This is a genomic window from Sphingobacterium sp. ML3W, from assembly GCF_000747525.1.
Classification (GTDB): Bacteria; Bacteroidota; Bacteroidia; order Sphingobacteriales; family Sphingobacteriaceae; genus Sphingobacterium.
In genome coordinates this window covers 3,250,949-3,273,474 of sequence record NZ_CP009278.1, presented here as the reverse complement: position 1 = coordinate 3,273,474, position 22,526 = coordinate 3,250,949, and the positions used below count along the sequence as shown (strand labels likewise).

Below are 22,526 nucleotides of genomic sequence, written 5' to 3'. Positions count from 1 at the left end.
ATTATATGAATTATTTTGAAGAGCTTATAGTACTTTTGGATACCGAACAAAAGTTTGACCGTGAGCAATATGAGTCCTTGTTGTTAAAGTCTAGCTTAAACGAAAGGAAACAAAAAGGCGTTACTTGGTTTCCCATTCAGATTAAGGGAGATGAAATGGGGAGAGGCGATTATTTGACTATTACATTGGGTAAAACAAATGATTTGGATGAACCACAACGGTTTCGTTTTGGAATGCCTGTGGTGCTCTTCTCTAACCACGATCCTAGATTGGATCGTTTGGAAGGATTGATTTCATATGTAAGCCGCGATACGATGAAGATTGCCCTCCGAGTAGACGAATTACCCGATTGGACCAGAAATGGGAAATTGGGAGTGGATTTGTTATTTGACGAAAATTCATACAAAGAGATGCATGATGCTCTGAAAGCAGCAAAAGATCTTCGCCTAGATTTGCAAAAGGGTAAATTCATCAGAGCAATAATAGGTGAGGATGAGTTGATCGCATACCCTAAGAATGCCTGTGATAACGATGCAAGTTTAAATCAGAGTCAACATGAAGCTATTTCACATATTTTAAGTGATAATCCAATTTCGATTGTGCATGGGCCGCCTGGTACTGGAAAAACCACAACGTTGATAAAAGCTGTCCAAGCATTGTTGAAAAAAGAGAACAAGCAAATTCTGATTGTAGCGCCTAGTAATACGGCGGTTGATGTATTGACCGAGAGATTGGGTGCTATAGGTGTTTTAGTGACACGTATTGGCAATCCCGTTAAGGTTTCAGATCATTTGCAGCAATTGACGTTGGACGCACAGGTGGATCTTCATCCTGCCAATAAAGAGGTGAAGCTCTTGAAAAAGCAATCTCGAGCTTATATGGATATGGCTCAAAAGTACAAACGAAGTTTTGGAAAGGCGGAGCGTGAACAGCGTAAAGCACTATTTTATGAAGCGCGAAAAATAACGAGAGAAATCGGCCAAATCCAAGATTTTATGGTTGAAGATATTTTGAATAAAGCCCAAGTTGTGACCGCGACTTTGGTGGGTTCAAATCAGTATAGTATTAGAAATAGGACCTATGAAGTCGTCATCATTGACGAAGCTGCTCAAGCATTGGAGCCAGCCTGTTGGATTCCAATATTGAAAGCAAAAAAGTTGGTGCTTGCCGGAGATCACTGTCAACTCCCACCTACTGTAAAGTCGAGTTCGAATAGCAGTGAAGGCCTTTACTATACACTATTTGAAAAGTTAGCAAAACGTTATCCTGATCATGTAACCTTATTGAATGTGCAATATCGGATGCATGAACAAATCATGAGATTTCCGTCGGAAGCTCTTTATAATGGCAATTTATTGGCTGGAGAACAGGTGAAAGGTTGGACTTTAATTGCCGATGATGAACCCGTACTGTATATCGATACAGCTGGAGCTGGCTTTGAGGAAGAACAGGAATCGAACGCGATCAGTAATCCTGGAGAAGCTAATTTCTTAAGACGTCATTTAGCCGAGCTCCTAGCAACGCTTTCAAACCATTATGGAGAAGGCGACTTCCCGAGTATAGGTATTATTGCTCCGTATCGACGACAAGCCATATTGCTCCAGGATGCAGTATACGCTGATCCAGCTATTAAGGCCTACGCTAAATATATTCAAATCAATACCATCGACAGTTTTCAAGGACAGGAAAAAGATATTATTTACATTAGTCTCACGCGTAGTAACGAACAACAGACGATTGGTTTCTTGTCAGATGTGCGGCGGATGAATGTCGCTATGACAAGAGCAAAGAAAAAACTAATCGTGATCGGTGATAGTGCGACAGTAGGTAAGCATGAGTTTTATGAAAATTTCATGCAATATATGGAGACTATAGCACATTATCATAGCGTGTGGGAATGGGAGATGGAGTAGGTATATAACGTTGTGGCGAATTAATCTAACTTTATTTTAGTCAAAATTAAGTTAATCTGTTATTTTAGCGGATTAATTTAACAGCATACAATCAATATGAAACAGTATTATCAAAGTAAAGAACTTGTTTTTAAAACACGTTGGATGACAGATGAGGGATTCTATTTTTCAGAAAAGGAGTTGGAAGATGCTTCTTTAGAAGCGTATCTAAGCGAGTCCAAAACACTGGAAGATGATATTATATATATTCCCTTTAGTCAAATAAAGAAGGTGATTCCAATTGCTGGTAATGAGCCACCACTTCTTGATATTGAAGTATTCGACGCAAAAGCTTACCAAGCAATCGTTGCAGATTTCGAAACTGAATCTCAATTGGAGGACGCTATTAAACAAATTGAAATCCATTCAGGCCTGAAAGAAAGGGTAGAGGTTATTAAAAATAAGGCTTGGATAAGAAATCTGTTGTATACAATGGCTTCGGCATTTTTTGGTTATTCATTAGTCATGATGGCGAAGGAAATAGAGTCGGGGATAACGCTCGATGTAAGTGGGAAAAGGTCTGGTATTAAGCATGTTTTAGCTTCAATTGCCGAGCAGCTAGGTGTTTTAGGATGTCTGATATTAGCAATTGTTATCGTTTCGGGGTTTGCTTATTTCACCTATACAATCTATAAAAGCTCGAATACAAAAAGAAATGTTTGGGGAAAATAGCAGTACCAAGCTTAAGTGTTCAAGATGTATTTCAAATTATAGTTGAGTATTACCAAAATAAAAGGGGCCAACGCATTAGCGTTAGCCCCTTTTATTTTGGTAATAGCCTTGGTGCCTTTATTCTGCTATTTCGTTTTTATTTAAGAAAACAAATTGTCCATCAAAGACATCCAATTGGATAATGGCATCTTTATTCACCTTACCGGAAAGAATTTCTTTGGATAACTCATTCAAAATTCTTTTTTGGATAACCCGTTTCAATGGACGAGCACCATAAATTGGGTCATAACCCAGTTGTGCAAGCCAATCCATTGCCTCATCAGAAGCCGTAATAAATATATTTTGTTCAGCCAGTTGCTTTTGTATATTGCTAAACTGCATCCGCACGATACTCGCTATCTCATTTCTGCTTAGAGGTGTAAACATAATGATCTCATCAATACGGTTCAAGAACTCTGGGCGAATTGATTTTTGCAACAGCTCAAACACTTCGCCTCTAGTTTTTCCAATGACCTCATCTCTTTTGTTATCATTCAATTGAGAGAAATTCTCCTGAATGATATGCGACCCAGTATTGGAGGTCATGATGATAATGGTATTTTTAAAATTCACCGTCCTACCTTTGTTATCGGTTAGATGACCATCATCCAATACCTGCAGTAAGATGTTGAATACATCAGGATGGGCCTTCTCAATCTCATCTAATAGAACCACTGAGTATGGGCGACGACGAACTGCTTCAGTCAATTGTCCACCTTCCTCATAGCCTACATAACCCGGAGGCGCTCCAATAAGACGAGATACCGCATGGCGTTCTTGGTATTCAGACATATCAATCCGAACCAATGCATGTTCATCGTCAAATAAGTATTCCGCTAAAGCTTTCGCCAGTTCAGTTTTACCCACACCGGTTGTCCCTAAGAAGATAAAGGAGCCGATTGGCCGTTTAGCATCACTCAGTCCCGCTCTTGATCGACGTATAGCGTCAGCAATGGCTTCTATAGCTTCTTCCTGGCCGGCAACACGTTTATGTAACTCCTCTTCTAGAGAAAGTAGCTTATCTCGCTCAGATTGAATCATCTTATTAACCGGGATACCAGTCCATTTCGATACCACATCGGCGATATCCTCAGAGGTTACTTCCTCTTTTAACATGCGTTTGCTACCTTGTTTCTCTGCTAATTCCGCTTTTAATTCTTCGACTTTATCTTGCGCATCTTTGATTCGGCCATAACGAATTTCTGCTACCTTGCCATAATCTCCAGCACGTTCAGCTTGATCAGCTTCTTGCTTGTAGTGCTCAATATTTTCAATTTCTTGATTGACACTATCAACCAAAGTTTTTTCCGATTGCCAAGCAGCGCGCAAAGAGTCGCGTTCGGCAGATAAATTTGCAATCGTTTCAGAAAGTTCACTCACTTTCTTTTCATCTTGTTCCCGCTTAATCGCCTCACGTTCGATTTCTAGTTGCATAATCCGACGGTTCAATTCGTCAACAACTTCAGGTACCGAATCCATTTCTAAACGTAGTTTGGAAGCTGCCTCATCCATCAAATCGATTGCTTTATCGGGTAAAAAACGATCCGAAATATAGCGTGTAGACAATTCCACCGCTGCTATGATTGCCTCGTCTAGTATGCGTACCTTATGGTGCGTTTCGTAGCGTTCTTTCAGTCCACGTAATATCGAAATGGCATCTTGGGTAGTAGGCTCATCGACCATTACCTTTTGAAACCGGCGCTCCAATGCTTTATCTTTTTCAAAATACTTTTGATATTCGTTCAGTGTTGTTGCTCCAATGGCGCGTAATTCACCACGAGCAAGTGCAGGTTTTAGGATATTTGCAGCATCCATAGCTCCCTCACCACCACCAGCTCCAACTAGGGTGTGGATCTCATCAATGAATAAGATAATTTCACCATTGCTATCAGCAACCTCCTTAACAACGGCTTTTAACCTTTCTTCAAATTCACCTTTGTATTTAGCGCCTGCTATCAGAGCGCCCATATCCAAAGAAAATACAATTTTGGACTTTAAGTTTTCTGGTGCATCCCCATTGATGATGCGATGTGCTATTCCTTCGGCAATGGCAGTTTTACCAACGCCAGGCTCACCGACCAGAATGGGATTGTTCTTTGTTCTACGCGATAAAATCTGCATGACGCGACGTATTTCTTCATCGCGACCAATGACAGGATCTAATTTTCCAGATTCTACAAATTCATTTAAGTTACGAGCGTACTTACCCAATGCATTGTAGGTTGCTTCGGCATTTTGGTCCGTTACCCTGCTGTTTCCTCTTAATTCTTTAATAGCAAGTTTGAGGTCTTTTTCATTGACACCTTGGTCTTTTAGTAAGCTCGAAGTTTTGTCACCTGCATTTAGAATCCCTAAAAGGAGATGCTCAACTGATACAAAATCGTCATTGAACTCCTTCAAGTAGTTTTGTGCCTTTTGTAATGCTGTATTCGAATTATTGCTTAAATAGACATTACTACCACTTACTTTTGGGAATCCCTCGATCTGCTTATCTAGCTCCCCACTTAAATAAGTGATGTTGACATTTAATTTCTTCAACAGATGGTTGATAACATTCTCGTCAACGGTCAACAATGCTTTAAGTATATGAGCGGTTTCAATAGCTTGCTGTTGATTACCGCTACCAATCTCCGAAGCCTTTTGAATCGCTTCTTGCGCTTTAATGGTGTAGTTATTGAAATTCATCGTGTTTTTTAATTTGATTTAATACATGAATAACAATCAAAATGCCATTCCTGTTTTTTTTCCTTTTTCGGAAAAAATGTCTCTTATTTTTATTGTGAAATGACAAAATTTCAGTTTTAGATTGTTTTAATGATAAAATTGACGTGGAGGATAAAAATAAATGACTTGATTCTCAGAAAATTATTGAATTATGCTGAAAAAAAATGCCGGAAAGCTTGATTATGTTGTAAAAGGTTTCGATATTTGCACCATCATAATTCGAAAGGGTTATTTAAAAAAGCCTCTTTAGCTCAGCTGGTAGAGCAACTGACTTGTAATCAGTAGGTCATTGGTTCGATTCCGATAAGAGGCTCTTTTTTAAACTTTCATCATGATGCCTCCTTAGCTCAGCTGGTAGAGCAACTGACTTGTAATCAGTAGGTCATTGGTTCGATTCCGATAGGAGGCTCAAAGGTCAATCTCAAACAGATTGACCTTTTTTTATTTTCAGAACTGGAGATTCGTTTTTTAAGCCAATCAAAAAGGGGTTCCATAATTATCATATGGAACCCCTTTTTGATTGGCACTCTATCCTTAAAAGTTTGGTTTTAATAGATATTTATCGTAGAACCTAAAGATATGGTCAGCAGCTTCTTCCGCTGTATCCACGATTCGATATAACTTCAAGTCCTCCTCGCTGATGTATTTATTACCTAACATGGTGTCCTGAATCCATTTGAAAAGTCCACCCCAATATTCTGAACCGACCAATACAATCGGGAAACGTGCGATTTTCCCTGTTTGAATCAAGGTGATGGCTTCAAACAATTCATCCATAGTCCCGAATCCACCAGGCATCACAATATACCCCTGAGAGTATTTCATAAACATAACTTTCCGCACAAAGAAATAATTGAACTCTAATAATTTATCGCGATCGATGTATCTATTATGAAATTGCTCAAATGGTAATTCGATATTTAATCCCACAGATTTACCGCCAGATTCATATGCGCCTTTATTAGCGGCTTCCATAATACCAGGGCCACCACCAGAAATGATACCATATCCACGCGCTGTCAGTAAGCTAGCGACATCGACAGCCATTTGATAATACTTGTGGTCTTGAGGCGTCCGTGCAGACCCGAATATGGAAACGCAAGGACCAATTTTAGCCAATTTTTCAAAGCCATCTACAAATTCGGACATAATTTTAAATATTTGCCACGAATCCTTTACTTTTATCTCTTGCCACGTCTTGTTTTCAAAGGCACTTCTTATTTTATCGTCTTTTGTAATATCCATTCTATAATGTTATTGTAAAAATTAGTATTCCCACCCATTTCAAGGGAATACAAGATAAGGAATATTTTTAATTCGAGCAGTTTCTTTGTCTAATATATTATTAAATTTGCAACATGAATTTTTCTTCTAAATTATTAGAAAACGCTGTGTCAGAGTTTGGACGATTACCTGGCGTAGGTCAAAAAACCGCATTGAGATTAGTTTTACATTTGTTGAAACAATCGGATGCTGAGGTGGGTAGATTTACGTCAACTATTAGTCAATTAAAGGGAGAAATTAAATACTGCCGTATCTGCTTTAATATTTCAGATTTTGATGAATGTGAAATATGTACTTCCTCAAAGCGTGACCATTCCCTTATTTGCGTTGTTGAAGATACACGAGATGTTATGGCAATTGAGAATACCAACTCATATCAAGGGAGTTATCATGTATTAGGTGGACTTATCTCTCCAATGGATGGTGTAGGTCCCTCTGATTTAAAAATAGATGCCTTGGTAGAACGTATGCAAAAGCAAGGCATAAAGGAAGTTATATTGGCATTAAGTGCCACTATGGAAGGCGATACGACTATTTTTTACTTATATAGAAAATTAAAAGAATTCAATGTTCAAATAACTACAATCGCTCGAGGTATTGCCTTCGGCGGAGAACTGGAATATGTGGATGAATTGACTTTAGGGAGGTCAATAGCAACAAGAACACTGTATGAAAGGCCTGCTATATAGGGGCTGAAACCTTTATTTTTATAGTTGTAAAAGCTTTGTTACTCGACAAGGCTTTTTTTTGGCCTGCTTTTTAGTGAAAAGTCGTATTTTAACAAATTATTAAATCTTACAAAACCAATCTATCATTTATTAATTTAAGTATGAAAGAAAAAAATAGCTCCAGAAGAGATTTCTTAAAGAAATCCATCACAGGAGCAGCGGCATTTACAATTGTCCCTAGATTCGTATTAGGGGGGCAAGGATACTTGGCTCCAAGTGACCATCTCACGAAAGGTATTATTGGTGTAGGTTCTATGGGACGTGGTCATTTTGGATACGCAGGAACAAAAACGGTAGCGATTTGTGATGTAGATACGAGGCATTTAGCTATTGCTCAACAAACGTTAGGTGGTGGAGTTAAGGAGCATCACGACTTTCGCGATTTAATCAAAAATCCAGAAGTCGATATCGTACATATCGCGACTCCTCCTCATTGGCATGGTTTGATGTCTCTAGAAGCTGCTCGTGCAGGAAAAGATATTTGGTGTGAAAAACCAATGACAAGGACCATCGGGGAAGGTAAAAAGGTTAAAGAAGCAATCGCGCAACATGGGAATATTTTTAGATTAAATACTTGGTTTCGTTTTAGTGATGATTTTTACGGAATGAATGTTCCTGTAAAAAAGATTAAAAAATTAGTGGATACCGGAATGTTAGGTTGGCCATTGAAAGTCACCATTAGCAAGCATACTGGTTTCGATTGGAAATTCTATTGGGTAGGTAAAGAGAACCTTCCTGTAGAGCAACCTCCTGCAGAACTGGATTATGATATGTGGTTAGGTCCAGCTCCATATAAACCATACAGTACACATCGTGTGCATACTACCTTTAGAGGATATTGGGATTATGATGGTGGAGGATTGGGCGATATGGGACAACATTACTTAGATCCCGTACAATATTTCTTAGGTAAAGATGGCGAAAGCCCTGTTTCTGTGGAAGTGGATGCTCCTCAGCAGCATAGTGATGCTGTTGGAACGTGGAGAAGAATCACTTACACTTACGCAGATGGTTGCCAAATCATTTTAGATGGCGAAGGTAAAGACGAAGGAATGGCGTATATAGATGGACCAAAAGGTAAACTATATAAAGGTTTCGTTTCTGACATACCAGATATGGAAAGAAAACTAGCACAATATCCAGAGCCTGCTCCGCAAATTACAGATTTCTTAGAATCAGTACGCACGCGTGAGAAATTTGCATTAAATGAAATAAACGGTTATCGTTCATGTACATTGGTCAATATGGGCTTAATTGCCCTACGTTTAAATCGTTCTTTAAAATTTGATTCTACGAAAGATGAATTTATTAATGACGATGCTGCAAACCGTTTAATTTATCAACCAATGCGTGGCCCTTGGTCAATGTAATTCTTTAAGCTATCTAAAAAATGAAAAAAGTTTTTAATACCATATCTGCCTTATTAATACTTCAAGGGGCAGCTTATGCACAACAACCTCAAAATAGAACAACTGCTACTAAAATAGCCGATGTATTGGGGCAACAACCTGCTGATGAGAAGGTGAAGTTTTTATACGCGATGAATGAGTTGGAAAACTTTACATCAAATGAGATTTCGGCAATGTTGAATCAATTGAAACCACAGGGACAAAATAATGCTGAAGTAGAATATGCGACCAATAGCTATTCTTTTTTTGTTAATCAACCTGGAAAAGAAAAACAAAAAGAAGTCTTTGTCCAAGGATTGTTAGATGCATTAGGTACAGTTAAAGAAGATACAAATAAAGCGTTTGTGTTACGTCTTTTACGTCAATGTGCAGGAAATTCAGCCGTGACTAAAGTATCGACTTATTTGAACAATGCTTATTTGGCAGATGGCGCAGCGCGTACATTGGTTTCGATTAATACAAAGGAATCGAGTGATGCCTTAGCCCAAGGGTTAACAAGTGTTTCAGACGAGAAATCTGCTATAGCAGTAGTAACAGCTCTTGGTGATGTTAGAAATCAATCGGCTGAACAAGCTATTATTGCCTTACTGGATAAATATAAATCAGACTCCTTTAAGCGCACAGCCCTTATCGCATTGAGTAAAATCGGTGGAACTGCTGCGATACCAATTTTTGAAAAAGAGCTTAAAGCTGCAAATTACAGCTATGATAATTTGAATAGTATTGGCTTAGGATTAGATTATGCAGAGTCTTTAATCGAGAACAAGAAAAATACAGAAGCCATTTCTTATTTAAACACACTTTTTGCACAAGCATCTAAAATCAAAGCGATCAATGCACAAGCAGGATCTTTAACATTATTAACAGCACTTGATGCCAAAAAACAGAAAAAAAATCTGTTAGCTGCAGCTCGAAATGATAATAATGTCTATCGTCATGTTGCCTTGGGTCTGTTACAGCAGTATGGTGATGCAAACGATACTAAGAAATTACTTGCAATTGCTGCAAAATCGAGTCCTGCTGTTCAAGAGTCTCTATTTAACTATATAGCACAAAATGGCTCGATTGGTCAGCTGAAAACGATTGAGAAACTTGTTGATAAATCGACAGATGCACATGCTAAATTAGCTGGACTAACAGCCATCAATTTATTGTCGAAAGGTGCTGATTCAAAGATTTTGATCGCTAATTTATCTGCTGATGAGCAGCTGAATCAATCAATCAAAGCGCTGATATTGAGTTCGAAAAATGACAATACGATTGATGAAGTGAATAATGCTTTGGCAAGCGTAGATGATGCTAAGAAAATCCAGTTATTGGATGTTTTAAGCACACGTGCGAATAGCAATTCGTCTCAAGCGGTATTGGCATTGAAAAGCTCAAACCCAGACGTTAATAAAGCCATTAACAAAGCATTACCTAATGTAGCTCAAGAAAAAGATTTAGATGTCCTTGTCAATTTGCTAGCCGATGCAGATGATGCTTCTAAAAAGAATCTGGAAGTTGCGATTGCAAATGTAATCCAATCAAGTCAAAATAGAGATCAACATATTCAAAAGCTAGCAGCAAATATTTCTCGCTCTGCAGCACCGAGTGCGATGAAGTTTTTTCCAATCTTCGCAAGATTAGGTGATCAAGAGTCATTGAATGCGGTTACTAATTATTTGAAAACAGATAACCCTGCATTGAAAGAAGCAGCTGTTGCAGCTATTGCTGATTGGTCTACACCTTTAGCATTAAATGAGTTGATCCAGTTGTCAAGAACGGATTTATCGACTTCTCTAAATGAAAAGGTTTTTACAGGCTTGGTTAAAAATATCAATAAGTCAATCATAACCAATGATCAAAAGACACTTTTATTGAAGGATGCATTTGCTGTAGCAAAAACCGACAATCAGAAAAAGGCAGTGTTAGGGTCTTTGCAAGCAACGGGTACTTATCAAGCAATGGTATTTGCAGCTAAATACATGAAAGATCCCAATCTAAAGGGAGCTGCTATCAATACAGCGATGAATATCGCGTTGGATGATAAGTCGTTTGTAGGTACAGAAGTGCGCAATATCCTAAATGAAGTTATTGGTAATTTGAGTGGTAGCGAGAGTTCGTATTTAAAAGAAGCAGTGATTAAGCATCTTGCCGAAATGCCACAATCTGAAGGCTTTGTAAGTCTATTCAATGGCAAAGATTTGACGGCTTGGAAAGGTTTGGTGGCAAACCCAATTAAAAGAGGTCAAATGACTGAAAAAGAATTGGCTGCTGCTCAAGTAAAAGCTGATGAACAAATGCATCAAGGCTGGGCTGCTCAAAATGATGAATTGATTTTTAATGGAAAAGGAGATAACATAGCAACGATCAGACAATACGGTGATATTGAAATGTTAGTCGATTGGAAGTTGGATAAAAATGGTTCGGAAGGCGATGCAGGTATTTACCTTCGTGGTACACCTCAAGTACAAATTTGGGATATATCTAGGGTAAAGGATGGTGCGCAAGTGGGATCTGGTGGTTTATATAATAACCAAAAGGCGGAGTCTAAACCTTTATTGGTAGCAGATAATGCTTTAGGAGAGTGGAATACGTTTAAAATCAAGATGATTGACGACAAGGTCACTGTTTATCTGAATGGTAAATTGGTGACGGATAATGTTCCTTTAGAAAACTATTGGGATCGCAATCAATCTATTTTCCCAACCGAGCAAATCGAATTGCAAGCGCATGGTACGGTCGTGTCTTACAGGGATATTTATGTAAAAGAACTGGCAAGAAAAGAAGTCTTTCAATTGAGCGCTGATGAAAAGAAACAGGGCTTTGAGGTTTTGTTTGATGGTACAAACTTAGATAAGTGGACGAAGAATGATGGTTATGTCATCAATGATGAAGGACACTTAAGGGTAGTGCCAGATGCTAAATTTGGTGGTAATCTGTACACAAAAGAACAATATGGAGACTTTGTATATCGGTTTGATTTCAAACTGACAGATGGTGCTAACAATGGTGTAGGTGTCAGAGCCCCTCTAGAGGGAGATGCTGCTTATGAGGGTATGGAAATTCAGATTTTAGATAATACTGCTGATATCTATAAAGATTTAAAACCTTATCAATACCATGGTTCTGTATACGGTGTCTCGACTTCAAAAAAAGGTCATTTGAAACCGGTAGGGGAGTGGAATAGCGAAGAGATTGTGGTAAAAGGTAATCGTGTTCAGGTAACATTGAATGGTGTCTTGATTCTTGATACGGATATTGCAACTGCAAGCAAAAATGGCACTTTGGACGGTAAAGCTCATCCAGGGTTGAAACGTACTTCCGGACACTTGGCTTTCCTAGGTCATGGATCTGAAGTATTCTTTAAAAATATAAGAGTTAAAAAATTGAAATAGCGTTAATCACTCCATTTCATGAAAAGGTCCTTATTGCATATGCTAATAAGGACCTTTTATAATATAAGGGCATTTGATTGCCTTGATTTTACGGTACAAGTTGTTGCCAAATATCGCAAGGTCCTCGTGTTTAATTTAGAATTGGTTACGGATATTTCTTTTTCCCACGAATATACTATAGCTATTCAGTAATTGTTCTAAACGTGAGATTAACCCTTGGTGTAAATACTTTTTTTGTCGGTGGAAGTCGATGTAGCCAATGAGATTGTGTTTCATCCTTCATAATCAATAAGCTACCATGCTCCAGATATAATTCAACTTTTTCTTTGCTAATTTTATGTTTGAAGGCAAATTTTCGGACTGCTCCAAAACTCAAAGAACCAATTGCACCATCTTTCTTTAAATCTTTCTCACCATCACTATGCCAAGCCATGCCCTCTTCTCCATTGTGATACAAGTTCAATAAGCAAGAATTGAAAGTTTCACCAGTTGTTTCTTCAACTATATTTTTCAATTCCAGTAGTTCCTTTGACCAGGGTAATGCCCGTTTTGTTGTATTTGAATAGGTATATTCAAAGGGTTTTGTACCATACCAAGCCACTTTCCTCTTAGTCAATAGATGTTTACCGAAAATAACAGCTTCATCGTTTCGCCATTCGATTGTTGTCAAAAGCTTCTGAAAATAGTAATCCGCACTTTCAACGTCCAGAATTGTACCATAATAATGAACAGTACCATCTCGATGAAGCCAGTTTTTTGTTGTATCAACAGGGTAATTAAATAATTTCATGGTATCTTTTCTAACGTTCTTTTGTAATTCAATATTGTAAAAACAGCAATAGGACATCGCAATATAATCTTGAAGATATTTACTCTTCTTGATTTAGCTGAGCACTTTCCCAACCGATTATGGCTGTTTTTCGCGTAGGTCCCCACATATAACCACCCGTAATACCGGATGCTTGAATGACACGGTGACAGGGGATAAGAAAGGCCACGGGATTGCTGCCAATTGCTGTTCCAACAGCTCTAGAGGCCTTTGCATTTCCAATCTGTTGCGCGACATCGCCATACGTAACAAGCTTACCCATGGGTATTTTTAGTAGGCTTTCCCATACCTTCAACTGAAAATCGGTCCCCTTAAGGTGTAGTTTTATTTCTGATAAAGTAGACCAATCGTTTCGAAAAATAATCAGTGCACTTTCCTGTAATGCATCTGCATATTGATTGAATAAAGCATTTGGGAACCTGGCATGTAGGTCATGATAAGCTTTTGCTTCGTTACTTTCGAAGGCGATATAACAAATACCCTTTGTTGTAGAAGCAATGATAACTTTGCCAAACGGACTGTCGGCAAAACGATAATTTATGCTCAGATTTTGTCCTCCGTTCTTGTATTCAGCAGGCGACATGCCTTCAATATTGATAAACAGGTCATGCAAGCGACTTGTGCTGGATAAGCCGGTCTCATAGGCAGTGTCAAATAGTGTTAAATCCCTATTTTCAGCAAGTAATTTTTTCGCGTGTTCAATGCTTATGTATTGTAAAAATTTTTTGGGACTTGTACCTGCCCATTCCGTAAACAATCGCTGAAAATGAGCTGGACTTAAATGGATTTCCGCTGCAACTTCATCGAGATGAGGTTGCTCCTTAAAATGATGTTGTAAATACGCAATAGCGGAAGCAACTCGATTATAATTAAGACTTGATTGTGTTTCCATTTTATATTAATTAATACACAAATTTCAACATGATTTCAGAATTATACAATCCGAAACATGCGCAATTTATTATGCATTGATATTTTTTATCATTTTATAATTGATAAATTTAATTTCCTTTAACCTAACTACTTGTTTTTGAACAGTACTAAAACCCATCTTTTCAAAAAAAGATTTTGCTGTTTTGCTTACGTCGGCAGTTATGGACTTTATATGCTGTCGCTTTGCTGCATCTTCGATAATATGATATAACTGCTGGGCAACTTTTATTCGCTGATAATCCTTATGCACAAAAAGTAGGTCAATGTATGTCCACTTGTCTAAAGTGCAAAAACCAACGATTTTACTGTCATGTAATGCTATCAAGACAAATTGATGTATTAAGATATCTGCCCAACGCTGTTCGTTATGAATCGAAGAGCTCCACATTTCGATTTGCTCCGAATTATAGTCTTTTATACATACTGTTTTGATCGTACCAACAAACAATTGTTGTAGCTCATCGCGGTCATCTAATGTTCCTGCTCGAAAAGTATATGTTTTCAAATTATCTGATGGGGGTTTGAAGGTGTGTAGTGCTATATTCTTCCAGATTGTTGTTCGCGTTTCGCAATCATGATGCTATTCAAACTTACTAATATTGCATTTTAAATACAATAATATTGATGTATAACTTCGCATTTATGTGTTATTATGGAGTTCAATAGGTTATTATGTCTACTTTATTATTAAATAGCCCACCGATTAGATCTTACATAAATATACGATACTTCCATAAAAATGATGTTTTTGACAAGGATAGGTTTATCTAAAAAAGGATGTGCTGATGCGATCATTTCATAGAAGATTAAGGATGGAATTCCTACATAAAAAAACAGCGTTTAATATTATTAAACGCTGTTTTTGTGTGTCCCCGAAGGGAGTCGAACCCATATCAACAGAACCGGAATCTGCAATTTTATCCATTAAACTACAGGGACATGCTAGCAAAGATATACTATTTCATGAAAAATGAAAATAGCTAAATGCAATCTCTTGCCAACATCCTCATCTTTAGTCAATAAGATTTAAAGTTACATTTACTGAAATGTCTGGAGTACCGCCACCAATGCTTTGGTAGCTTGAATTGTTCCAGTCTGCTGCGGTAACCTTTGTTTTATTTAGACCGTGCATCAAGACAATTTTCATTGGAATAGCACTTGCTTTATCTAATACTTTCCAGTTGCTTTTTAAACCTACTTGTTGGTCTAGATACGTAAAGGTGATCTGTTCCTTTGTAGGGCCTACGAAGAAAAACTGATGTTCATCGGCATCGTCTGAAATTTCCTGTTGTACCTCATGTCCATCAAAATCTTTTAATTTAATATCTAAATCATAGTTGCCCTTTTTTAAGTTTAAAGACTGTGTTTTTGTATCGGTAGCATCGATGATAACTTCGACTTTGGCATTTGTTGTTTTTTCTGTAAAACTTAAAGTCATGGTTTTCATTTCTTCATTATCATGTTCGTGGACAGGATCATCTTTTTTACATGAGTTGAAAAGGAGAACCGCTGCGATCAGGACTAAATTGCTGCTGTTAATGATTTTTTTCATGATAGCTGTATTTGTTATGATTAGAATGTGTAATTAATTGTCAATTGTATATTTCGGCCTACACCATGACTGTAATAACGGAATAGATCGGTGTAAGATTTGTATGTGCTATTTAAGATGTTTTCTACCAAAAGGCGAGTTTGCAATTTATTGTTGCCAACAAGAGAGCCAAAACTAATGGAACCATTGATGAGCTGATACGCCGACGGTGCCGGAGCCATCTCCATACTTGCTGTTGTTAAAAACTGTTTCGCATAGATTTCTTGACCTAAGGCAAATTTCACATCATGCATCCAGTTCGCCTTGCCTTTTGTTGTAAAAGCAATTTCATGTGTATATGATAGGGGTGGAATAAGCGGCAGGTAGTTGTTTTCATCTAGGTTACGGGCATAGATAAATGATGTATTTGCACTGTATTCTAAATGTTCACGGATGGCATATTTCCCCTGTATATCGATTCCTGCCAGTAAAGCATTGTTTTGACTATACTGCCAAATCGGGAATGTACCGGAAAGATTTTGTACATATTCTTCGGTTGGTTTTACATAAATGTAATTATTGATGTAGTTAGCATAGATGTCAATGTTTAAGAAATTCTTCTGTTCATGGATATTTAAACTGGTGATCCACTTTAATCCTTTCTCCGCTTTTAAGGACGCATATCCTCTTTCATAGCGTGCTGTACTCTGGTGGACGTTTTGGCTGTACAGTTCTTGAGCGGACGGCGCTCTCCAAGCAAGTCCTAAGTTTGATTTAAGAGTCATATGGTTATCGACAGTATAGGATAAACCGAGGTTGGTCGACAAGTTATGAAACTGATTGTTGCCGCCATAAGCTTTGCCATAAAAGTCATACCCTGCAGCATCGAAATTCTTGAAATCATAACGAGCTCCTAATTCATAGGCAAATCGGTCTTTTTGCCATTGATATATACCGTATGCTCCGATGTTAAAGGCATTGTAATTTGGTATTAATGGGGTATTAAAAGTCCCAGCAATATTGTTGTTAACCTGTGTCTGCCCCTGAAGGCCTGTGATAAATTTTTGATTTAAGCCCTCAATAGTATAAGATGCATCAAGTGCATGTGTCCGTAAAACCATATCCATGCTTGGAATTGCACTACGGCCTGCACGTCTTTTATCGTATTCCTGGCGGTGGTTATTCTGGTAAGCATATTTTATGGATAAGGTTTTAGCATCGCTTAAGCGCTGGCTGTAAGCAAACTGAAATACCTCGTGTTTAACCTCTTGACGGGGAGCATCAATATTGTATGAGAATCCGAAAAGTTCGCTGGGATATGGTCGCCCGTAGGCTAGACGTTCTTGAAAAGAGGTAATATCGCCGATATGAGTAGATGATAAAATGCCCGCTTCATTGTGATATTGTTTATAGGAAGCTTCAAAATTAGCGTCTTTGTATTGATAATTTACTGCAGCATTTAGGTTGTAAATGCGTTGTCCGGTATTGTTCAGGTAATAATCGGGAGTTTTTCGATTACCACTTTTGCTGTAGTTACCATTAAAAGACCATTTTAGTCCTGCCATCGGAGTGATGCCCTCTAGGTTTAATGCGCTTTGCATACCTCTGCCATTTGTGAAACCGTTAAGACTGACTTGCCCTCTAAGGCTATCAATCTTATTCCAAGGCTTGGTGGATAACAGAATTGCTCCACCTAAAGCCTCTCCTCCATAACGTAGACTTTCTGCTCCTTTCACAACTGTTATCGTATTGGCAGCATATACATCAATTTCAGGAGCATGATCATTCCCCCATTGCTGACTTTCCAGTTTCATACCATCATTCAATATCGCAAGTCGGTTTCCATAAAGCCCGTTAACAATGGGCTTATTGATGGTAGATCCGGTCTGCAGGAGATGGACTCCAGCAATATTTTTTAATACTTCTGCTAGCGAACGGTTTCTATTTTCAGCTAAAGCTGTCGCATTGACCTGTTGCGAAATCTGTGTTTTGGCAGCAACCTGATATCCGTAAACCTGTGTCTCGGCGAGTCTCTTAACGTCTTTTTTTAGTCTTATCAGTACGGGACGGTCATTTTTCACATAAGTAGTGTCATTTTCGTAGCCAACGAGTGAAGTCACTAATTTTATAGGGAAGTTCTGTTCGGTACTAAATTGAAATTCACCCGAAAAGTTGGAAGTTATCGCTTTCTTATGTCCTTCGTAGTGTAGGTTAGCTCCATGAATGGGACTGGTGTTTTCTAGCGCTATGATCTTTCCGCTTATTTGTTTTTTTTGTGCAAATAAGCTGTAAGAAGGCCATAATGAGATGAATACGGGTGCCAATATCGAGATGACGCTGAACTGTTTTGTCATGCTTAAATTAAATTACGCTTCAAAAATACAACATTGTTGCATTAAATTAAAATAATAATGCAACAATGTTGTATATAATTTTAAAAGTCGTCATTTATGCCGTTTTTCGATACGAATGAGAAGCATTTTATTTTCTTGAATCCTGGCATTGTTCCAAATGATAATCGAAATGAAACGGGGATTACGCAATTAGTCAGCTAACTTTAAAGATAAAGTAGAGATTTTAGGGTTTCTGAATAGGTTACGATGCTATTAGGAGCGGGGATGATATTGCGTGATAACGCTTTGAAGGTAATCTCGGTCAATATGGGTATAGATTTCGGTAGTGGTAATGCTTTCATGGCCCAACATATCTTGGACAGCACGTAAATCGGCACCACCTTCTACCAGATGTGAGGCAAAACTGTGTCGAAAGGTATGAGGACTTATGTTTTTTTGAAGCCCAATTTTACTTGCTAATTCTTTTATCATAATAAACACCATCACACGTGACAATGCGGCACCTCTTTTATTAAGAAAAACATAATCCTCTTGCCCTGGTTTGTTTTTGATATGCAGCCTAACTTCGTCGAGGTATATTTTTAAATGTTTAATTGCCTGGCTACCTATCGGTATCAAACGTTCTTTATTCCCTTTTCCTTCCACTTTAATAAATTCGACATCGAGATAGAGATTAGATATTTTTAGACCAACCAATTCAGAGACTCGAAGGCCACAACCATATAATACCTCAATGATAGTCTTGTTGCGCATTCCTTCGGCGGTTGAAAGGTCTATTGCATTGATAAGTTGATCGATTTCTTGTATATTCAGAACACTTGGTATCTTCCTGGCCATACGCGGTGCTTGTATCAACTCTACAGGATTGCTTTCCCAGTCGTACTCCAAGAGTAAGAAATTGTAAAAGGTTTTGAGCCCAGATAGGAGGCGCGATTGGGTAAATGGGGAAATACCAAAGTTATTGATCCAGATTAGAAAACGTTGTAAATCTTTATTTGTGAGTTGCTGGAGAGTCAAATTATGCTCATCACTATATACCTCTAATTTAGATACATCATTTAGATACGCTTCAATAGAATTGTCGGATAGTCCACGCTCAAATTTTAAAAAACGTTCGAAATTCTTCTTTAAATGCAACCAATTATTTTCTTCTATCATGAATAACAAAAATACAATAGATTAATTGTAATTTCGAGCACTAATTTTATAAAACAAACTAAATTAATTATTTAAGGTAAATCAAAAACATGAGATTTATTAAACCAATTGCATTAACATTTTTGTTGCCATCTCTTTATTGTACGACCCCAAGTACAGCGGCAACATCATTTCGTGCTGAAGCGAGAGCGATTTTAGCACAGGACACCGTTAACTGGAATCAAAATCTTCCATTTGACAATGAGGTAGTTAAAGGAAAACTTAAAAATGGTTTCACCTATTATATACGCCGTAATGTAGAACCCGAAAAAAGGGTTACCATGTATTTGGCGAATAAAGTAGGTTCTATTTTAGAGACTGAAGATCAACTCGGTCTAGCACATTTTTTGGAGCATATGAACTTCAATGGATTAAAACATTTTCCAAAAAATGAATTAGTCGATTACCTTCAAAAAGCAGGGGTAAGATTTGGTTCAGACCTTAATGCGTATACAGGTTTTGACGAAACTGTCTATCAATTGCCCATTCCATCAGACGACCCTGAGTTATTGAAAAATGGATTGCAAGTGATGCGTGACTGGGCACAAGATGCTTTGTTGACGACGGAAGAAATTGATAAGGAACGTGGTATTGTGATGCAGGAAATGCGTGGTGGACGTGGTGTTGGCCAGCGTTTGCAAGATCAATATTTCCCCATCGTTTTGAATGGTTCTCGTTATTCCAAACGATTGCCTATTGGAACGGAGAAGATCATTACAACTTTTAATCCGGAAACTATCCGTAAATTTCATCAGGACTGGTATAGACCAGATCTGCAATCTATTATTATTGTAGGCGATATTGATGTTAAAGATATGGAGGAGCGTGTTAAAGCGCTGTTTTCGGATTTGAAAACTCCTGTAAAGAAATTGGAACGCACTAAATACAGTGTTGACTTGCTCAATAAGAATCAATTTATAGCGATTACCGACCCTGAACTTCCTTATACAGTTGCTCAGATCATGATTAAGAGTAAAGAAGAGAAAACGGTTACGGTAAAGGATTACAGGACCCAATTGTTGATTTCGGCGTTTAACACCATGGTCGCAGAGCGTTTTTCTGAAATTATGCAACAGGCAGATGCTCCCTTTATGCAAGCTGGTGGTAGCATATCAGGTTTCATAGCTGGATTGGATGTGTTTTCACTGATGGTGGTTCCAAAGCCAAATCAATTGGAAGTGGGCTTCAAAAAGATGATGACAGAGTTTGAGCGAATTCAAAAGTTTGGATTCACCGCGTCTGAATTGGATAGAGCAGTCATATCGATGAATAAAGCTAATGAAACAGCTTACATAGAAAAGAGTAAGAAAAAATCAGATAGCTATGTGAGTCGCTATTTGAATAACTTCTTAAAAGATGATGCGGCCTTAAGTAATGAGGATAGTTATAAAATTACGAAGCAACTTTTGCCAACATTGACATTAAAAGAAGTCAACGCATTGATTTCGAAATATTATACAGATTTGAATCGCGATGTCATCATTATGGGGCCGGAGAAAGATAAGGCTACTTTACCTGCGGAACAAACAATTAATACTTGGATAAAAGAAGTGGAATCTCAAAGTTTGACTGCCTATGAAGATAAGGTGTCCAAACTGCCATTATTAGCGAAGGAACCTGTAAAGGGATCTATTGTTTCTACTCAGGAATTAAAGGATATCCATGTTAAAGAAATGACGTTAAGCAATGGAGTCAAAGTTATTTTAAAACCTACCAATTTCAAAAATGATGAGATAAGAATTTCGGCATTTAGTGCCGGAGGTTCATCATTATATCCGGATCAAGATTATTATTCCGCAAGTAATGCTGCAGGTTTAGTTGACGCAAGTGGTCTTGGTCAATTGAATAATGTAGAACTTCAAAAATATTTGACAGGTAAAAATATTGCGATCACGCCATATATTTCAGAAAGATATGAAGGTTTATATGGTAGCTCGGATAAAGAGGGACTGAAGAATGCATTTGAGTTGATTTATGGCTATTTTACAGAACCACGATTGGATAATGATGTTTACCAAAGCATTATCGCGCGCTCCGTGGGAAGTTTGGAAAACCGAGAGAGTAACCCATCTAATGTTTTCTCAGATAAAATTAAGGAAGCGTTGTATGGGGATAATATTAGAAGGAAAAATGCAACGGTGGAATTAATAAAGACCATCGATAAAAATCGTGCCTTCGAAATTTATAAGGAACGATTTGCTGATGCATCGGATTTTACATTTACGATTGTAGGATCTTTTACAGAAGAAGAAATTAAGCCTTATCTTGAAAATTATTTAGCGGCATTACCTAATTTGGGGAGAAAGGAATCATACAAAGATTTGGCATTAACAGAACCAGCGAAAGGTAATCGCGTTGTTGTGCAAAAAGGTAAGGAGGATAAAGCGTCTGTGCAATTGGCGTATTACGGCGATTACACGTACAGTGAATTAGAAAATGTCAACATGGATGCTTTAGAAAGCATTTTGACAATCAAATTATTGGAGCGTCTTCGTGAAGCTGAAAGTGGAGTTTATAGCGTAGGAGCTTCAGCAAGCTATAGTAAATTGCCACGCGCACGTTATAGTTTCGGAATCGGCTTTGGAACGGCTCCCGATAAGGTGGATGTATTGATTAAATCGGCTGTTGATGAGGTATCAAAGATCAAGAAAGATGGCCCTATCAAGGAGGATATTGAAAAATTTGTCATTGAGCAAAAACGTCAGCTTGAATTACAGTTGAAAGAAAATGGTTTTTGGACAAATTATCTGTCAGGATCATATCAAAACCAGGAGGATGTCACAGCAATACAGCGGAAATTAGAAGATCTAAATCAAGTTTCAGTAGAAAGTGTAAAAGCTGTAGCTGAAAAATATCTGAAAGAAGACCGTATGTTCGAATTTATTCTATTACCAGACGCTAAGTAGATATTTTCTATTTCAAATAAAAATCTCCTGATATTTATCAGGAGATTTTTTATTAAAAAAAGTGTTTTAAAATCTAAACCGATAGTAAGGATTAGTAATTTTATTTATCGGATTTGGATGCTTACTATTTTATTTTTTTCAAGTCATAAAATTCTGCAAGCTCTCCTTGTACCTCTTTGCCTTGCATATCTAACATTTTCATGATACCTTCTCCAACTCTATATTTTGTCTCCCGATCTTTTTCTTGTATTATTATTGATCCTCCATCGGGTGTCCAAGTGAATTGACCAGTTACTTTTATGGGGTCTCCTTTTTCAAGATATTGTTCTGATTTTTCATATGTATCATCAGATTTTAGTGTAATAATGACGTGAATTCCTGAGCAATCAGCACAAGGTAACGTACCTTCATAAGTACCAGCCCAGTCTACTGAATTTTTTGTGTTATGCTCATCGTAAAATAAACTATCTTGTTTAACTTCTACTGGGGTATTTCCAGATTCAGCTTTTTCTTTAGTTTGTGTTTTATTTTGACAAGCCGAAAGCATTGCCACAAATATGAATAGACCTATGATGTTTCTTTTCATGA

The 22,526-nt window shown here is 37.7% G+C and carries 15 protein-coding genes and 3 tRNA genes; 8 read left to right on the top strand and 10 right to left on the bottom strand.

What is annotated here, in order from left to right:
• Positions 1–5 precede the first annotated feature (5 nt).
• Together KO02_RS13965 and KO02_RS13960 are read left to right on the top strand one after the other, a co-directional pair.
• On the top strand, positions 6–1,913 hold the full coding sequence (locus tag KO02_RS13965; RefSeq protein ID WP_038699221.1) for an AAA domain-containing protein: 1,908 nt from the start codon (positions 6–8) through the stop codon (positions 1,911–1,913).
• 96 nt (positions 1,914–2,009) lie between these two features.
• Entirely contained in the window at positions 2,010–2,624 is a 615-nt protein-coding gene (locus tag KO02_RS13960; RefSeq protein WP_038699219.1) for a hypothetical protein, read from the top strand.
• Between the two features lie 117 nt (positions 2,625–2,741).
• Here the strand turns inward: KO02_RS13960 and clpB are convergent, their stop codons facing one another.
• Entirely contained in the window at positions 2,742–5,348 is a 2,607-nt protein-coding gene (gene clpB, locus KO02_RS13955; RefSeq protein WP_038699217.1) for an ATP-dependent chaperone ClpB, read from the bottom strand.
• A gap of 279 nt (positions 5,349–5,627) precedes the next feature.
• Here clpB and KO02_RS13950 point away from each other — a divergent pair.
• Both KO02_RS13950 and KO02_RS13945 read left to right on the top strand, forming a co-directional pair.
• Positions 5,628–5,700: transfer RNA gene (locus tag KO02_RS13950), tRNA-Thr, on the top strand.
• A 23-nt stretch (positions 5,701–5,723) separates the two neighbouring features.
• Positions 5,724–5,796 (top strand) — tRNA-Thr (locus tag KO02_RS13945).
• A 125-nt stretch (positions 5,797–5,921) separates the two neighbouring features.
• Here KO02_RS13945 and KO02_RS13940 read toward each other — a convergent pair.
• A complete protein-coding gene (locus tag KO02_RS13940; RefSeq protein WP_038702729.1) occupies positions 5,922–6,626 on the bottom strand; it encodes a TIGR00730 family Rossman fold protein in 705 nt (234 codons plus the stop codon).
• A gap of 119 nt (positions 6,627–6,745) precedes the next feature.
• Here KO02_RS13940 and recR point away from each other — a divergent pair, with 119 nt between their 5' ends.
• The 3 genes from recR (at position 6,746) to KO02_RS13925 (ending at position 12,188) form a co-directional block, all read left to right on the top strand.
• On the top strand, positions 6,746–7,360 hold the full coding sequence (gene recR / locus KO02_RS13935) for a recombination mediator RecR (protein ID WP_038699215.1): 615 nt from the start codon (positions 6,746–6,748) through the stop codon (positions 7,358–7,360).
• Between the two features lie 140 nt (positions 7,361–7,500).
• Entirely contained in the window at positions 7,501–8,769 is a 1,269-nt protein-coding gene (locus KO02_RS13930) for a Gfo/Idh/MocA family oxidoreductase (RefSeq protein ID WP_038699213.1), read from the top strand.
• Positions 8,770–8,789: 20 nt separating this feature from the next.
• Positions 8,790–12,188 carry a DUF1080 domain-containing protein gene (locus KO02_RS13925; RefSeq protein ID WP_038699211.1) on the top strand — a complete coding sequence of 1,133 codons (3,399 nt, stop codon included), beginning with the start codon at positions 8,790–8,792 and terminating at the stop codon, positions 12,186–12,188.
• Between the two features lie 181 nt (positions 12,189–12,369).
• On the opposite strand, the gene KO02_RS13920 is transcribed toward KO02_RS13925, so the two are convergent.
• The 7 genes from KO02_RS13920 to xerD all read right to left on the bottom strand — a co-directional run bounded on the left by KO02_RS13920 (position 12,370) and on the right by xerD (position 18,993).
• Complete coding sequence (locus KO02_RS13920) at positions 12,370–12,978, bottom strand: alpha-ketoglutarate-dependent dioxygenase AlkB family protein (protein WP_038699209.1); 609 nt, start codon at positions 12,976–12,978, stop codon at positions 12,370–12,372.
• Positions 12,979–13,057: 79 nt separating this feature from the next.
• Entirely contained in the window at positions 13,058–13,909 is an 852-nt protein-coding gene (locus KO02_RS13915; RefSeq protein ID WP_038699207.1) for a methylated-DNA--[protein]-cysteine S-methyltransferase, read from the bottom strand.
• Between the two features lie 69 nt (positions 13,910–13,978).
• Positions 13,979–14,455 (bottom strand): GNAT family N-acetyltransferase, encoded by a 477-nt coding sequence (locus KO02_RS13910; RefSeq protein ID WP_038699205.1) that lies wholly within the window; start codon positions 14,453–14,455, stop codon positions 13,979–13,981.
• Positions 14,456–14,817: 362 nt separating this feature from the next.
• Positions 14,818–14,889, bottom strand: a tRNA-Arg gene (locus KO02_RS13905).
• Between the two features lie 73 nt (positions 14,890–14,962).
• A complete protein-coding gene (locus KO02_RS13900) occupies positions 14,963–15,502 on the bottom strand; it encodes a hypothetical protein (RefSeq protein WP_038699203.1) in 540 nt (179 codons plus the stop codon).
• A gap of 20 nt (positions 15,503–15,522) precedes the next feature.
• On the bottom strand, positions 15,523–17,835 hold the full coding sequence (locus KO02_RS13895) for a TonB-dependent receptor (RefSeq protein WP_051959950.1): 2,313 nt from the start codon (positions 17,833–17,835) through the stop codon (positions 15,523–15,525).
• A 252-nt stretch (positions 17,836–18,087) separates the two neighbouring features.
• Positions 18,088–18,993: a site-specific tyrosine recombinase XerD gene (gene xerD / locus KO02_RS13890; RefSeq protein ID WP_038699201.1), complete on the bottom strand. Its 906-nt coding sequence runs from the start codon at positions 18,991–18,993 to the stop codon at positions 18,088–18,090.
• A gap of 89 nt (positions 18,994–19,082) precedes the next feature.
• On the opposite strand from xerD, the gene KO02_RS13885 reads away from it, so the two are divergent.
• The gene (locus KO02_RS13885; protein ID WP_038699199.1) at positions 19,083–21,938 is read left to right on the top strand and encodes a M16 family metallopeptidase; all 2,856 of its coding nucleotides are present in this window, start codon (positions 19,083–19,085) and stop codon (positions 21,936–21,938) included.
• Between the two features lie 124 nt (positions 21,939–22,062).
• On the opposite strand, the gene KO02_RS13880 is transcribed toward KO02_RS13885, so the two are convergent.
• Complete coding sequence (locus KO02_RS13880; protein ID WP_038699197.1) at positions 22,063–22,524, bottom strand: copper resistance protein NlpE; 462 nt, start codon at positions 22,522–22,524, stop codon at positions 22,063–22,065.
• Positions 22,525–22,526: the final 2 nt, after the last annotated feature.

What these genes read in the sequence shown, in the direction of transcription:
- KO02_RS13965 (WP_038699221.1), top strand. Translation starts at nt 6, where the DNA reads ATGAATTATTTTGAAGAGCTTATAGTACTTTTGGATACCGAACAAAAG.
- KO02_RS13960 (WP_038699219.1), top strand. Translation starts at nt 2,010, where the DNA reads ATGAAACAGTATTATCAAAGTAAAGAACTTGTTTTTAAAACACGTTGG.
- clpB (WP_038699217.1), bottom strand. Translation starts at nt 5,348, where the DNA reads ATGAATTTCAATAACTACACCATTAAAGCGCAAGAAGCGATTCAAAAG.
- recR (WP_038699215.1), top strand. Translation starts at nt 6,746, where the DNA reads ATGAATTTTTCTTCTAAATTATTAGAAAACGCTGTGTCAGAGTTTGGA.
- KO02_RS13930 (WP_038699213.1), top strand. Translation starts at nt 7,501, where the DNA reads ATGAAAGAAAAAAATAGCTCCAGAAGAGATTTCTTAAAGAAATCCATC.
- KO02_RS13925 (WP_038699211.1), top strand. Translation starts at nt 8,790, where the DNA reads ATGAAAAAAGTTTTTAATACCATATCTGCCTTATTAATACTTCAAGGG.
- KO02_RS13920 (WP_038699209.1), bottom strand. Translation starts at nt 12,978, where the DNA reads ATGAAATTATTTAATTACCCTGTTGATACAACAAAAAACTGGCTTCAT.
- KO02_RS13915 (WP_038699207.1), bottom strand. Translation starts at nt 13,909, where the DNA reads ATGGAAACACAATCAAGTCTTAATTATAATCGAGTTGCTTCCGCTATT.
- KO02_RS13900 (WP_038699203.1), bottom strand. Translation starts at nt 15,502, where the DNA reads ATGAAAAAAATCATTAACAGCAGCAATTTAGTCCTGATCGCAGCGGTT.
- KO02_RS13895 (WP_051959950.1), bottom strand. Translation starts at nt 17,835, where the DNA reads ATGACAAAACAGTTCAGCGTCATCTCGATATTGGCACCCGTATTCATC.
- xerD (WP_038699201.1), bottom strand. Translation starts at nt 18,993, where the DNA reads ATGATAGAAGAAAATAATTGGTTGCATTTAAAGAAGAATTTCGAACGT.
- KO02_RS13885 (WP_038699199.1), top strand. Translation starts at nt 19,083, where the DNA reads ATGAGATTTATTAAACCAATTGCATTAACATTTTTGTTGCCATCTCTT.
- KO02_RS13880 (WP_038699197.1), bottom strand. Translation starts at nt 22,524, where the DNA reads ATGAAAAGAAACATCATAGGTCTATTCATATTTGTGGCAATGCTTTCG.